General features: G+C 67.4%; 8 protein-coding genes and 1 pseudogene. 3 read left to right on the top strand and 6 right to left on the bottom strand.

Annotation, left to right across the window (positions count from 1 at the left end; genetic code table 11):
- Nucleotides 1-48 precede the first annotated feature (48 nt).
- Entirely contained in the window at nucleotides 49-1,302 is a 1,254-nt protein-coding gene (locus AB0C28_RS49880; RefSeq protein ID WP_357857934.1) for an MFS transporter, read from the top strand.
- 175 nt (nucleotides 1,303-1,477) lie between these two features.
- Nucleotides 1,478-2,014: pseudogene (locus AB0C28_RS49875) on the top strand (M23 family metallopeptidase); the annotation flags it as partial.
- 275 nt (nucleotides 2,015-2,289) lie between these two features.
- Here the strand turns inward: AB0C28_RS49875 and AB0C28_RS49870 are convergent.
- The 3 genes from AB0C28_RS49870 to AB0C28_RS49860 all read right to left on the bottom strand — a co-directional run bounded on the left by AB0C28_RS49870 (nucleotide 2,290) and on the right by AB0C28_RS49860 (nucleotide 6,288).
- Nucleotides 2,290-2,916 (bottom strand): hypothetical protein, encoded by a 627-nt coding sequence (locus AB0C28_RS49870; RefSeq protein ID WP_358083676.1) that lies wholly within the window; start codon nucleotides 2,914-2,916, stop codon nucleotides 2,290-2,292.
- Between the two features lie 466 nt (nucleotides 2,917-3,382).
- Entirely contained in the window at nucleotides 3,383-4,249 is an 867-nt protein-coding gene (locus AB0C28_RS49865; RefSeq protein WP_358083670.1) for a tyrosine recombinase XerC, read from the bottom strand.
- A gap of 641 nt (nucleotides 4,250-4,890) precedes the next feature.
- Nucleotides 4,891-6,288 carry an alpha/beta fold hydrolase gene (locus AB0C28_RS49860; protein ID WP_358083667.1) on the bottom strand — a complete coding sequence of 466 codons (1,398 nt, stop codon included), beginning with the start codon at nucleotides 6,286-6,288 and terminating at the stop codon, nucleotides 4,891-4,893.
- Between the two features lie 58 nt (nucleotides 6,289-6,346).
- On the opposite strand from AB0C28_RS49860, the gene AB0C28_RS49855 reads away from it, so the two are divergent.
- A complete protein-coding gene (locus AB0C28_RS49855; RefSeq protein ID WP_357857925.1) occupies nucleotides 6,347-6,907 on the top strand; it encodes a helix-turn-helix domain-containing protein in 561 nt (186 codons plus the stop codon).
- A 599-nt stretch (nucleotides 6,908-7,506) separates the two neighbouring features.
- On the opposite strand, the gene dprA is transcribed toward AB0C28_RS49855, so the two are convergent.
- The 3 genes from dprA to AB0C28_RS49840 form a co-directional block, all read right to left on the bottom strand.
- Nucleotides 7,507-8,721 carry a DNA-processing protein DprA gene (gene dprA / locus AB0C28_RS49850; protein WP_358083543.1) on the bottom strand — a complete coding sequence of 405 codons (1,215 nt, stop codon included), beginning with the start codon at nucleotides 8,719-8,721 and terminating at the stop codon, nucleotides 7,507-7,509.
- A gap of 1,753 nt (nucleotides 8,722-10,474) precedes the next feature.
- Entirely contained in the window at nucleotides 10,475-12,013 is a 1,539-nt protein-coding gene (locus AB0C28_RS49845; RefSeq protein ID WP_358083541.1) for a YifB family Mg chelatase-like AAA ATPase, read from the bottom strand.
- Complete coding sequence (locus AB0C28_RS49840; protein ID WP_357857915.1) at nucleotides 12,013-12,372, bottom strand: YraN family protein; 360 nt, start codon at nucleotides 12,370-12,372, stop codon at nucleotides 12,013-12,015. Before AB0C28_RS49840 ends, AB0C28_RS49845 begins: the two co-directional genes overlap by 1 nt.
- Nucleotides 12,373-13,737: the final 1,365 nt, after the last annotated feature.

The following is a 13,737-nucleotide window of genomic DNA, read 5'->3' as shown; positions in this document are numbered from 1 at the left end:
CGGCCCAGCCCCCCAGCTGCCGCTGAGATTGCTCCCCAACCCACTCCGTTGAGAAAGCAACGCGACTATCGCCTGCTCTGGACCGCCCGAACGATCTCCATCACCGGCTCAGAAGTATCGAAACTGGCCATCCCACTGACCGCGATCACCCTGTTGACCGCATCCCCGTCCCAAATGGGCATGTTGACCGCCGCCGCCTCGGTGCCCGCTCTCGCGTTCGGCCTCCAGTCGGGTGCCATCGCCGACCGGCTCACCCGTCATCGCCCGATGATGATCGCTTGCGAACTCGTCTCATGCGCGGCCGCAGCCACGATCCCAATCGCCTGGCTCCTCGGCATACTGAACGTCGTCTGGCTGATCGTCGTGGCACTGGTGATCGGTACGGCCGGCGTGCTCTTCAAAGCGGCGAACTTCCCCCACATCGCAGCCGTGGTCCCCACGACCCAGCGCACCGAGGCGATGGCCGGCTTCCACGCCTCCTACTCCGTCGCATCAGTCAGCGGCCCCGGCTTGGCCGGCCTTCTGGTGCAAATACTCACAGCTCCCTTGGCCGTACTGGCGGAAGCCCTGTCGTTCCTGACCTCGGCCCTGCTGCTCCGCTCCATCCGAACCCCCGAGAAGAACACCGCCACGACCTCCCGAGGCATGTGGCAGGACGTCATGGAAGGCCTGAAGGCCAGCGTCACCCACCCCGTGCTCCGCGCCCTCCTGGGCGCAGGCGTCACCATCAACTTCTTCGCCATGGCCTACACCGCCGTCTACATGCTCTACATGCTGAACACGCTCGACATCCCCAAGAGCCTCATCGGTGTCCTCATCGCCCTGGGCGGCGCCGGCGGCCTGCTCGGCGCGTGGGCAACCGCCCGCCTGTCCAAGCGCTACGGCGAGGACCGCATCCTCCTCATCGCAGTGATCTTCTTCCCCATGGAGATCCTCGCAGTGGGTCTGCTGAACGGCTCCCTGTGGTGGAAGATCTCGATACTCGTCCTGACAGGCACACTGACCGGCGGCATTGTCGTCGCCTTCGCCACTTGTATGGGTGCGATCATCCTCCGGGAAACGTCCCCGGAACTCCGTGGCCGGGTCAACGCCACCATGACCTTCGCCGTTCAAGGCGTACTGGCCCTGGGCGGCCTCGCCGGCGGTCTGGTCGCCGAACTCATCGGCTTGCGCCCTGTCATCCTCATCTGCGCCGCTGGCATCGCTCTGAGCACCATCTGGATCTGGACGTCACCTCTACGTCCGCACCGCGCCAAGCCGTCATCTCCGGACCACGCAACTTCAGCGCCATCACATGTGTAGCCCACGAACCACTTGATCGAGTCGGCCCGCCGTCCCGCAGCAGGCGTGACCATCATGCCTCACCTTCATCATTCCGCAACCGCGTTATCCACAGGCACCCTTCCGCCGCTCCCGATATCCACAGAACGACGTTCACCACCTCGCGCCGCAAGCCACCCCCGCCAAACTCCCCCGCATGAACGTCAACACCACCTCCCCCGCCGCCTCTCCAACTCCCGCCTCTCCTCCGCCGATGCACTTCCAACTGCGACCACGGCCTCGCCCCTGGACAAGCCCGGCACCGATCAGGGCAGCCATCGTGACCACGTTCATCTCCGCGACCCTGATCCTGCCCATCCTCACTCCTCCAGCCAGAGCCTCCCCGCCCCCTTGGCGCTGGCCTCTGGAGGGACACCCCAGGATCGTGCGCCGTTTCACCCCACCTCCGGAGCCCTGGCTGGCCGGCCACCGCGGCGTGGACCTGGCCGCCCCGGTCTCCGCCACCGTCCTCGCCTCAGGCTCGGGCACGATCCGCTTCGCCGGCCCCGTCGCCGGAAAAGGCGTGATCGCCATAGATCACCCAGACGGCCTCCGCACGACTTACCTTCCCGTCACAGCATCCGTACGCCGTGGCCAGCCCATCACAGCGGGCGCCAAGATCGGCACTCTCGAAGATTCGAAGCCCCACTGCACGGAGTCATGCCTGCACTGGGGCCTGCTCCGCAACACCCGCTACCTCAACCCTCTCGCCCTCCTCGGCCAAGCCCCCATCCGCCTCCTCCCTTTCTGGTCTCTACCAACGACCAAGACAAACGGCCCCCAGCATCCTCCCCCTGACCAGACCTTGCCTTCCTTGCACACAGCAACGCCCTCGAACGCCCTCACCCTCCCCCGCGCAGAGCCGGCCCCACCCACACGCCCACAAACCCCGCTCAACCCCTCGACAGCGTCACTCCCACCATCAGCGGCACACCTCTCAGCCCCATTTCCGCAGGTAGAAACACCGCCCTACTCAACGGAAACCGCAACCCAACCGCCGACGGCACTCCCACCGGCCTTGTTCCTGACCGCATCCCCAGTTGCGCCAAGCCTCAGCCTCCTGGCCATGACGCTCGCGTCGTTCCGCCACAAGGCCGCCCAGGAAGACGCCACACCCAACACGAGCCCGACCACGCAACCGCCCCCAAACCCGACCACCCAACCAGGCCGAAACAAGAACCCAGACACCGACACCGACAAGATCATCGCGGTCGCAACCGCCGACGTCACGGTCACCACGAGCACAAGCACGAGCACGAGCACGAGCACGAGGGCGAGGCCGACGGCGACGACGGCGACGACGACGACGGCGACGGCAGCAGCAGCGAGCAGGACCGCCAGCGCCAGCATCATCACCACAACGACAACCGTGAACGACACCGCCGCAAACCCCACCGCCACCCCCGCCACCTCCGGCACTGGCCATGGCCCTGGCAGCGACAGCGACAGCGACAGCGACAGCGACAGCAACAAGAGCGCTACCACCTCAGGTACAGCCTCGCTAGCCGTCAGCCATCGCCCAACATCCCCGATCCGGCCTCTGCTGCACGCAACCTCAACCCAGCTGACCTCTGCCTCCACGATCGGCGTCGGCATACTTCTGGGAGCCGTGCTCCTCCTGCTCACCGCCACCCTGCGCAGCCCAACACGCCGCAGACGCAGCAAGCGCCGGGTCAGAACACCCAGGCACGGCCCTGTACGAGGCCAGCACCGTAAAGAACGACGTCGCCTCCGAAATCCAGTTCCTCGACACCACCCTCCTCCGAGCTGACTGGCGAACCCCTGCGACATCCATCGCAGCAACCTGCTCGGTCCATGGCCCTTCCCCATCTCTGCAACCCCGCCCCACGGCCAAAGGGCTGATGAGAACGGCCAAGCCACCGGCTGCGAGCGCCTCGTTCCTTCGCGTTAGGTGCTCAAAGCAGACCGACCAACGTGGGTCCGATAGTCGTACCACCCGACCAACGTGAACCTAGTAGCCGTTCTCGCGCATCGACCGCGGGTCGTCGACCTACGCGGTAGGGGAACCTATCCGCCCCCTCGTCCTTGCCCTCTTCCTCGATCAAGCCCGAGGATGCGCCTGCCGATACGCCGCCCGCAACCGTTCGATCGATACATGCGTGTAGATCTGGGTGGTGTTCAAGGACGCGTGCCCAAGCAACTCCTGCACGCTGCGAAGATCGGCACCGCCTTCAAGAAGGTGCGTCGCCGCACTGTGCCGCAACCCATGCGGCCCCAGGTCGGGCGCGCCCTCCACCTGTGCCAGCCGCGCGTGCACCACTCGCCGTACGGTGCCCGCGTCGATACGTCCACCCCGTACCCCAAGGAAGAGGGCCGGCCCGGTTCCAGCCTTCATCCACAGCGGCCGCCCGTGGATGCACCACCGATCCAATGCGCGCAGAGCAGGCAGCCCGAACGGCACCGTACGCTCCTTGCGCCCCTTGCCCATCACCCTGACGACGTTCCGCTCGCGGTCGACATCGTCGACATCGAGCGCGCACAGTTCACTCACCCGCACGCCCGTGGCGTACAACAGCTCCAGAAGCGCCTGATCCCGCAGTTCCTTAGGGCCTTCGCTGGAGGCAGCGTCGAGAGCGGCCTCCGCCTGCCGCTGATCCAGTACGGCGGGCAGCGGCCTGGGCGCCTTGGCGCTTCCCAGCAGCAACCCGGGATCCGTCGACAACCAGCCGCGGCGATGACAGTACGCGGTGAAGGTGCGCGCGCAAGCCGTCTTGCGCGCCAGCGTGGCTCGCGCCTTTCCCGCCGCATGCTGCCCGGCCAGCCACTCCCTCAGCGCCCCGATATCGAGTCCTTCCAGCACCCCGTGCGTGTGATCGAGAAGGGAGTTGACGTCGGTCAAGTACGCCCGGACCGTGTGCGGCGAAAGATCGCGTTCGAGCCGTAGATACCGCCCGAACTCGGTCACCACTTCTTCCCTATCCACGCTCACATCGTCCACGCCCACGTCGCCCTCCGATCACGATCCGACCGCGTCCGTCCCCTCAAACGTCCACCACATGGCACACCCACCGCCACTCAAGACCCTCACGCACTCCTCCGACCACCCCCAACTACCCGCTGCGCTTCCCACCTCCATCCCAAACCCATTCACGTCCGGCACGCCCTCCCACCTCCAACCCGCGCCCACCCATACCCGCCACGCTTCCTCACCTTCGCCGCACGCACCCACCCACCCATACACCGCACGCCCCCTGCCTCCAGCCGAGCCCACCCACACCCGCCACGCTCCGTCACCTTCGCCGCCTGCAACCGCCCATACGCTGCATGCCCCACCTCCAGACGCGCGCCCACTTAACCCGCCATGCCCTCCCACCTCCAGCCGCGCCCACCCACACCCATCACGGCTTCATCACCTTCGCTTCACACACCCGCCCATACACTGCACGCAACCACCTCCGGCCGCGCCCCCTCATACCCGCCACGCCCCCACCCTTCGGCCCATGCACCCGCAGATATGTGGCACGTCCTCTCACCTTCGGGGCACGCAGCGAGTGATCGACGACCGGCTCCTGCGCCGAAGCCGGGCCGTCGAATCAAGCCAGCGACTTCCTATGCCGCCGAGACCCAGGCAGCGATGTCACCGATGACCAATGGATCGACATGCTGCGGGGATTCGTAGTCGGCCGGGGTGGACGGTCCGTCGCCTGGAAAGAACAGGTGGTCGTCGGCGTCGTAAACCCGGATCGTGACGTCCGGTCGATGCCCGAGGCCTGCCTTCCATCCCGAGAGATCATCCGCGACGGTCACCTGATAGTCGCGCCCTCCCTGAAGGATGAACATCGGCTTGTCCAGCGCCACCGCAGTCGCCACGGGGTCGTAGTCGCGCAGATCCAGCCAGTACGTGGCCGATAGCCCGAACGGCAATGCCTCGGAAGGCGTCGAGGGCGACAGGTCAGGGCTGTCGACCGTCGCGGCCAGCCGCACCATGCCCTCCACCATTGCCTCCGCGGCCGGGCCCGGGCTCAGTGAGGCGAGATGGCGAGTGACACGCACCGCGGCGTGGTGCATCGGCTGCGTGTCGCCCGCCAGGATCACCAGGCCCCTGATGGAGGCGTCAGCGGCCGCCACTCGCGGAGCGACCTTGCCGCCCATGCTGTGGCCGACGACGAAGATCCGCTCCGGATCCACTCCGTCCTGGCTCTGGAGAAGACGTACGGCCGCGACCGCGTGCGGCACGTACTCGTCCGTCATCGTGAAGTCCGGCGCGTCAGCCGCCTGGACATGTGCGTATGTCACCTTGTCGAACCGCAGCGCGGCCACGCCGCGACTTGCCAGGCCCCACGCGAGGTCCTTGAGCGGTTTGTTCGGCCCGCTGGTCTCATCGCGATCGAACGGTCCTCCCCCACTGAGCAACACCACGCCCGGTGCTTGTCCTGTACCCGACGTCTGCCCCGGGCCCGATGCCCGTCCCCCGTCTGGCGTATGTCCTGTGCCTGGTGTTTGTTCCGCGCCCGGAGTCCGTGCCGGGCCCGATCCCCGTCCTGCGCTCGGCGTTTGTCCCGCGCCTGGAGTCTGTGCCGCGCTGTGCGGCAGGGTGAGCGTTCCCGGTACGGCGAGAGGTCCGGAACCGATCATGACGTCGCGCTCGGTAAAGCGTTGGGGCACGGCGTAAGCCGGCGGTGCCCACACGCTGGTGGTGCCTGGGGCGAGACGAAGCCCATGCAGTCGCCCAGCGTCGTCGACCGCCATGACCAGCGCGAGCACGCCGTCCCCGCAGACGATGGGAACGCTCACCTGCATCAGCCCAGCTCCGGCCGGTTGGCCGACCGGCTCCCCGAGTGCGGACACCGAACCGCGCTTCCCGACCTCCGCTTCCCAGGCAACCTGTAACGCCTGCTCCGATACGACAGCACGCAGCGGCGGTTCAAACAGCTCGACGACTTCCGCGAAGCGCCCATCCCGGGCAAGCTGCGCGACCCGTACGGCTACCGCACACGCATCCCCCATGACCACTCACCACCTTTCTCATATTTGCGAAAGGTAACACATATGAAATCATTAGGCGATGGACTCACTGGACCTCCTGGCGCACCCGGTACGGCTCCGCGTCGTGCACGCCATGCGGGGAGGGCGCACGCTGACAACGGCCGAGTTGTGCACACGAATCCCCGATGTCTCCAAGGCCACGCTCTACCGCCACATCGACGTGCTGGTGTCAGCGGGAGTTCTCGAGGTGGCGGACGAACGGCGGGTGCGAGGAGCGGTGGAGCGCCATTATCGCCTCCGCCAGGACCTCGCGGTGATCGACGAGGCCGCCCTCAGAACGCTGTCCGTTGACGATCACCGTCGCGGATTCGCCACAGCCATGGCGATCTTGCTCGCCGAGTTCAACACCTATCTCAGCCGGGAGGGCGCGGATCCGGTCGAGGACTTGGTCGGATACCGGCAACATGCCATCTGGCTCAACACCGACGAACTCCATGACCTGATCAGTGAGCTGCGCCGCGCCATCGTTCCCCATCTGGCGAACCCGTCCGCCCCTGACCGCACGCAGTACCTCCTGAGCCCGATCATGTTCCCTGTCGAACCATCAGCCTCCGCCCAGACAGACCCTGAGCACGATTGAACCCCCGCAACAAGCTGGTTGACGGGAAAGGAGGAGGGCACGAGCGTGAGCCCGCCGATCTGCATAAAGTGCGCGCTCATGGAGGGCCGACAAAGTAGGAGCCACCGATGGGCGTTCTGCCTCACCCGTGCGCAGTCAGAAGCCACACTGTTCTTGCGGCCATCGTTCTGTTCTCCGGTCTCGTCAGGGCCCTCCAAGGATCAAACGGTGGCCGTCACCATTTCACGGTGGCCCCGCCTGTGACCAGGTCAAACTCGTACACCACTCCCATGCCCGTGGACGTAGCCCACCACGGGATGCCGTTGTAATGGGGCCGGGGTCGTATCGAGCCGACCTCACGCCTTCACCTGGTCGATCGGCCTTGCCTTGGCAGGTCCGCATCGTTCGGATCCTGTGCGGTGCCGTAGTCGGGATGTGGCGGGGTGCCGTCCGGCGGTCGCGGAGCGCCGTAGCCTGGGTGCTGTGGGGCACCGTCTGACCGCTTGCATGCCATCGTCCAGGTCTTCAGCCTCCTGCTGGCAGACCGCTTTGGCCCCATCCGGTACGTGGTGGCGGTGCGTAGGTGATCGAGGTCGTGGGTTGGGGCAGCCCTGCACTGGTCACAGGAAGTCCTCCGGGAACGGCGGGACTTCCGCTGGGTCGGGCTCCGGCGTGGGTGGGGGTTCGAGGGTGGCGGAGTCGAGGGCTTTGCGGTAGGCGGTTTGTTGTTTGCGCAGGCGCCAGCCTTTGGTGCTTCGTTCGACGTAGCCTGCGGCGGCCAGGCCGCCCAAGGCGCTCAACGCCGTGTCCAGGCCGACGCCGGCGGCTACCGCGATCGATGCCGGTCCTGCGCCGCCTCGGGTGGGTACCGCGTCCAGGACTCTTTTCGTCGACTCGTTGAGTCTGTCTCTGGGGACGGCGGGGGCTCTCATCTGTGGGGTCAGGTCGTCGCCCAGTACGCCCACGAGCTCGATCATGTCCTCCGGGGAGGTGACGCATACCGCTTTGCGTTCGCGGAGGAGTCTGTGGCAGCCGGCGGACATGCTCGACGTGATCGGGCCCGGCACCGCCCCGAGGTGTCTGGTGAGGGTCAGGGCATGGGAGGCCGTGTTGAGGGCGCCGCTGCGGAGGGCCGCTTCGACGACCACCGTACCTCGCGACAATGCGGCGATCAGGCGGTTCCTGATGAGGAAGCGGGCTCGGGTCGGATGGACGCCGGGCGGGCACTCACTGATCAAGACCCCCTGCTGTCCAATGGCCGCGAACAGGGCCTCGTGGCTGCTCGGGTAGCAGATGTCCACGCCGCAGGCCAGGACCACGACCGTCGGGGCACCCGCGGCGAGCGCGCCCTTGTGCGCGGCCCCGTCCACGCCGAACGCTCCGCCTGACACGACGGTCCATCCCGACTCGCTCAGACCGACGCCGAACTCCGCCGCGACGTGGGAACCGTACGACGTGGCGGCTCTGGCTCCCACTACGGCCACCGATTTGAGGCAGGAGAAGCGGAGGTCCGCGGTGCCGTGAGCCCACAGCGCCAGGGGGCGGCCCGCTCCGAGCTGGTCCAGCTGCGTCGGCCACTCCGAGTCGCCTGGGATGATCAGCCTGGCTCCGGACCTCTTCCCTGCCTCGACATCCGCTGCGGGGTTGGAGGCCGCAAGGCGGGCGTACCAGGTGTTCAGGCGTGCTGCGAGGTCGGGTGGGCGTTCTTGCTCGGCTTCTCGGGCGGTGAACTCCGGTGGCAGGGCCCGAGAACGGATCGCCCTTACTGCCTGCTGAGCGCCGTACTGGTCCACGAGACGGCCCATGACGGGATCGCCTACGTCGGCGGCTCGCATGAGAGCGGCTCTGGCTTCGGCCTCTGCCTGGGCGGTTGAGGCCGCGACGAAGGCGGTGGTGGGTGTGCAGTTTGCCTTGGTGGCGTTTGGGGCTTCAGTTGCTGCGGTGACGGTGACGGCGCTTTGAGGGGGTCCGGCAATCTCGGACGTTCCGGATGATTCATGGGCTCCTGGCGAGGTCTCGCAGGGTTCCCGAGACTCGTCGATCTTGACCCTTCCAGATACTTCAGCGGTCTCGGAGGGCTCGCTTGGGCGGCCCGGGATTACGGCAGGAGAGGTTGCAGGTCCGTGCGGAACCTCGAACCTCTCAGAGGGTCTGAGGGCCGGAGAGGAATCAGGGGTCCTTGGAGGAGGAGGAGTGAAGGTCGTTGATGCGGTCCTGGTTTCTATCTCCCCGGGTGACTGCGAGGGCCCGCTGTCAGCTGCCCAACTGTCGGCGGCCCAGCTGTCGGTGGTCCGACTGTCTGCGATCCGACTGTCTGCGGTCCGGGTGTGGTCCTGGACTTGCGCGTGGTTTTCTGGCGCACGGCTCCTGGCCGCTGTCTCGATGCTGATCTCCATCACAGGCTCGGCCTCCACGTCAGTCCTGGTTTTCCTACGGGGTCTGGTCTCCTTCCGGGTCTCGTGCAGCAAAGAACCTCTGTCCGGACGTGGTCGCGCTCGGTGGGTGCGATTGATTCGGTGATGACCGCGCCTGCGGGTGGAGGAGTCGCAGGAGCGAGGCGTATGGCGAGCATGAGGCACTGAAGGGGCTCACTGGCTCTGCTCGGCCTATCGGCTCTGATCGGCGTATCGAGCCCGACCGCCATACCGGGGCCGACCGCCATACCGGGGCCGAGCGGCGTACCGGGGCCGAGCGGCATTTCGAACGTAGCCGGTATGACGCGTGCGACGGGCCTAACGGGCGCGGGGGGCGTCGTGGGGCTGGTGCGTGCCAGGGATGAGAGGGGCGTGTTCGGGGTGGCGGCTTGGGATGGCGCTGGGCATACGGTGATCATGGCGAGGCTCCGGGTGGCAGTTCGGGGCTGTATGAGGCGTGCGATGGTCATGGGTTGGGGCTTCGGCCCGCCGCTACGCAAAGTGCAGTCGAGGCCTGGCCAGTCACCGCACGACGTGCAGTCAGGCTTCGGTCGGCCGCTGCACAACGTGCAGTCGGGGTTCCGACCGATCGGTGCGTGAGGAGCAGTCGAGGCTCCGGTCGGTCATTGTGCGAGGTGCAGTCGAAGGCTCCAATCGGTCAGTGCGTGAGGTGCAGGGGTTCCGGGTCGCTGTGCAGCGGGCGGTTCGGCCTGTTTGGAAGTTTCTGGCGCGGTGGGGTGTGCGTATGGCTATGACGGTTCACGTTTGGCCCTACCGGGACGGCGCGAAGTGGCCCCGCCCCGGTTCAGGCATTGGTCGCGTCGGTCAGGGCCGGCTCCGGCCTGGAGCTGGTCCCTCTTGTCGATGCTGCTTGCAGCGGTGCTATCTCCGTCCTTCACGTGATCTGCGAGGTGGAGCTGACTCAGACCGTGGAGTAGGGGCGGGTGCGATCGTCATTGCCAGTGCGTGAGGGGGGCCGCGTCCGATGGCGACGCCTTCGGTCCTGCTCGTGCGAGGTGGCGAGCTCCTCGACACTGCTGGTGCGAAGTCGCGACGTCCTCGACACTGCTGGTGCGAGGCGGCGGCATCCTCGGCTCTGCTAGTGCGAGGGCGCGCCGTCCTCGACGTTGCTGGAGCGAGGTGGCGCCGTCCTCGACACTGCTGGTGTGGGAGGTCATGACTCCACTCCGAGCCAGAAGCTGAGGGCGGCGTTGGTTTCGTCTTGGCCGGGGACGTCCTTGTCGGCCAGGTCGGCGAGGGTCCAGGCGACTCGGACGACACGGTCGAGGCCGCGGGCGGTGAGGGTGCCCGAGTCGAGGCAGGACGTCATGGGGTGCATGGCTTCGGCGGACGGGCGGTAGTCGGCGTGGAGGACGGAGGACGGGATTTCGGCGTTCGAGCGCCACGGGGTGCCGGCCAGGCGCTTTGCGGCCCGTTCACGAGCCACCAGGACGCGTTCGGCCACCGTTTCACTCGTCTCGACGAACTGGCGGTCTGCCAGCAGCTCGCGTCTGGACGAGCGCGCGACCGTGACCTTCATGTCGATGCGGTCGAGCAGCGGGCCGGAGAGCCTGCCGAGGTAGCGGCGGCGCGTCATGGGCGTGCATCTGCAGGTGCCTCCCTGGTCTTCCGCCTGGGCGCAGGGGCAGGGGTTCGCGGCCAGGATGAGCATGAATCTGGCGGGGAACGTGACCGACCCGGCGGATCTGGAGACGGTCACACGGCCGGATTCGAGGGGCTGTCTCAGCGCGTCGAGGACATGGCGCGGGAACTCGGGCGCCTCGTCCATGAACAACACTCCGCGATGGGCCAGGGAGACTGCTCCTGGGCGGACGATCGTGCTGCCGCCGCCGATGATCGCGGCCGAGGTCGCCGTGTGGTGCGGGCTGACGAACGGCGGCCGGCTCATCATGGGGGCGCTGGACGGCAGCGCTCCGGCTACCGAATGGATGGCCGTGACCTCCAGGGCATGGTCGAGTTCCAGGTCCGGCAGGAGGGTGGGGAGGCGCTCGGCGAGCATGGTCTTGCCGGTGCCGGGCGGGCCGAGCATCCAGAGGTTGTGGCCGCCCGCCGCGCACACTTCGAGGGCTCGGCGGGCGACCGGCTGGCCCACCACGTCCGCCAGATCGAGGTTGTCGGACGTGGTGGAGGGCGTGGGCGGCTGCGGGCACTCATCGGTCTCGGGTTTGGGCGGGTCGTCTCCCTTCCGCAGCCACTCCACGAGCTGGCGCAGGTGTGAGACGGGCACCACCTTCACATCAGGCACCAGGACGGCCTCCGCGGAGTTCGCCGCCGGGACCACGACCGTGACGTCTCCGTGCTTGGCCGCGCCCAGGACCGAGGGCAGCACGCCGCGTACGGCCCTGATCCGGCCGTCGAGCCCCAGCTCTCCGAGGAAGAACGGCTCCGCGATTCGTTCCGCGGGAACCACTCCGGCCGCACCGAGTATCGCCATCGCGATGGCCAGGTCGAACTGTGATCCGCGTTTGGGGAGACTGGCCGGGAAGAGGCTGACGATGATGCGGGCGTCCGGCCAGGGATAATTGCTGTTGACCATCGCCGACCTGACCCTGTCGCGGGCTTCGCTGAGCGCCGTGTCGGGGAGGCCGATGAGGTGGATGCCGGCCAGGCCGTTGCCCACGTCGGCCTCGACCTCCACCGTACGGCCCGTGACACCAACCAGGGCCACACTGCGCGTGCGGGCCACGGCCACTAGATCGCCCCCCGTACGTGACGCAGCGCGAAGTCACCCGCGAAACGTTCGAGGGCGATCACGTCTACCCTGACTGCTTTGTACGTTTCAGTGCGGGTGGCCAGCCATTTGGCCGCGAGCACGCGGAGCCTGGCGAGTTTGGCGGGGCTGACCGATTCCAGAGCGGTGCCGTGTGATCTGCTCGATCGGGTTTTGACCTCCACCACGACGAGGTTGGAGCCGTCTTCCGCGATGATGTCGATCTCGCCGTGGCGGCAGCGCCAATTGCGTTCGATCACCTTCATGCCCTCGGCCTCCAGGTAGGTCACCGCTACCTCTTCGCCGCGTTTGCCCAGCTCTTGTTTGCTCTCGGGTGTCATGTGCCAGCTCCGTCCGGTGGGTGGTGCGGGGTGGGTCTGGGCACTGACCTTCGTGGATGCGGGGTGGTGAGGGTGGGGCCGAACGGGGTTCTGTGGATGAGGGCGGTGGGAGGAGGAGAGCCTGTGGATAACGTGGGTGTGGGTCGGGCCGAGTGGCCGCTTCTCAGGCCGCTTCTCAGGCCGCTTCTCAGGCCGCTTCTCAGGCCGCTTCTCAGGCCGCTTCTCAGGCCGCTTCTCAGGGGAGGATATTGAGTTCGCAGGTGGCGGCGGGTCACCTCCCAGTCACGTCGCATGGTCCTCCGAGGGCTGGCGTCTCGTTGAGGATGAAGGGCTGCGATGAGGGTGAGCGGCCTCAGGAGGGCACGGAGCGGGCGCCCTTGCCACGCGGGCGGACACCCCTGCCACTTGGGCAGACGTCGGAGGTCGGACGGCACCTGTCGGGTCGACGCCGGGGCGAGGGCTGCGGTTGTCGCTGAGGATGTCCCGCGTCCCATGCTGCGAGCCGGATGGGGGGCGTTGTCGGCGCATGGCCCGGCCGGTGGGAAGCGTAGGCGGCTCAGGAAAGCGCAGGATCCTCCCCGCCGGAGGGGCGAGGGGCCCGAGGGAAGCACAGGTTCCGCCCGCGAAAAGGTCAAGCCGCCCAGAAAAGCACCGGGTCCGCGCTGCAGGAAGAACGAGCAGCCCAAGAGGGTGGGTGCAGGGCCCTCTGCAGGACGAGCGAAAGGCCCCAGGAGGGTGAAGGGGTTGCGTCAATGGGAGTTGTGTACGGTTTTGACCCGGTCACAGGCGGGTTGCGTCCACGGGAGTGGTCTACGAGTTTGACCTGGTCACAGGCATGGCGCTGTGAAATGGCGACGGCCATCGCGTGAGGGTCCGCTCCTAGGGAAGGGCGAGCGGACCCGGGATAGGTCCAGCGCAGTTCCGTGGCAAGGGGAAGCACCCCAGGAAGGATGCGGGGTTTGCCCTACAAGGGGTGAGCGGCCAGGAAGGTGCAAGGCCCGCTCCATGGCAAGAGGCGATCTCCGTGAAGATGAGCGCGGCGCTGGTGCGGCACCGCGCGGCGCTGGTGCAGTGCGGCGCGGCGCTGGGTGCGGCGCGGCGCGGTGTGGCGCAGGTGAGGCGCAGGTGAGGCGCGGCGCGGTGTGGCGCAGGTGAGGCGCGGGTGCGGGTGGCGGTGGTCGTGCCTGTGAGCCGTCCGGCCCGCCCGCCTGGAGCCGTGAGGGCAGATCAGCCCTCTGAGATGCGGGTACGGAGAAGGCCCAGGCTTCTGAGAGTGCGTTCTGCGAGTTGATGTCCCTTTCATCGGTGGGGTTGGGTTAGGTCGGCTGGTCGGAGACCCGCCGGTCGGACTACGGGCGTGGCTGG

Source organism: Nonomuraea sp. NPDC048892, assembly GCF_040649735.1.
In the GTDB taxonomy this organism is placed as follows: domain Bacteria; phylum Actinomycetota; class Actinomycetes; order Streptosporangiales; family Streptosporangiaceae; genus Nonomuraea; species Nonomuraea maheshkhaliensis.
Note: the sequence above shows the minus strand (reverse complement) of the source record. Positions and strands in the feature narration are given on the sequence as shown.